The sequence below is a fragment of the Streptomyces sp. NRRL S-495 genome (genome assembly GCF_000966955.1).
Lineage (GTDB): Bacteria > Actinomycetota > Actinomycetes > Streptomycetales > Streptomycetaceae > Kitasatospora > Kitasatospora purpeofusca.
Genome location: NZ_JZWY01000828.1, coordinates 1 through 578, shown reverse-complemented (window position 1 = coordinate 578; position 578 = coordinate 1). Strand labels below are relative to the sequence as shown.

Genomic DNA, 578 nt, shown 5'->3' with positions numbered 1-578 from the left:
CCCTGTCCGGGGCCCGGTTGTACGTGTTCGCGGTGATCGAACACGCCAGCTGCCGCATCCGGGTCCTGGGCGTGACCGCGCATCCGACCGCAGCCCGGGTGGCCCGGACGGCGAGGAATCTCGCCATGGATCTCGAGGACGCCGGCTGCCGGGCCCGCTCTCTGATCCGGGACCGGGACGGGAAGTTCCCGCAACTGTTCGACGAGGCACTCAAGGAAGCGGGCATCGAGGTGGTACTCAGCGGCGTCCGGATGCCGAGAATGAACTCCACCATGGAGCGCTGGGTACAAACCTGCAGGCGAGAACGACTGGACCGGACATTGATCCGGGACCGGCGCCATCTCCTGCACGCCCTAAGCGAGTTCGAGACGTCCTACAACGGGCACCGGCCACACCAGGGCATCGCCAACGCCCGCCCACTCCACCCACTCCCCCAACCGATCACCGATCCAGGGCAAATCGCCCGCCTCGACATACGACGACGCGACCGACTCGGCGGCCTCCTCCATGAGTACCAACATGCTGCCTGATCAGAGCGGATGACGTTTTCGGCAAGGGCAAGGTCGGCCTGACGGTCG

1 protein-coding gene is annotated in these 578 nt (G+C 66.4%); it reads left to right on the top strand.

What is annotated here, in order from left to right; translation table 11 throughout:
• A partial coding sequence (locus tag VR45_RS34340) for an integrase core domain-containing protein (RefSeq protein WP_045943825.1) occupies nucleotides 1–530 on the top strand: 530 nt, incomplete at its 5' end.
• Between the last annotated feature and the right edge of the window lie 48 nt (nucleotides 531–578).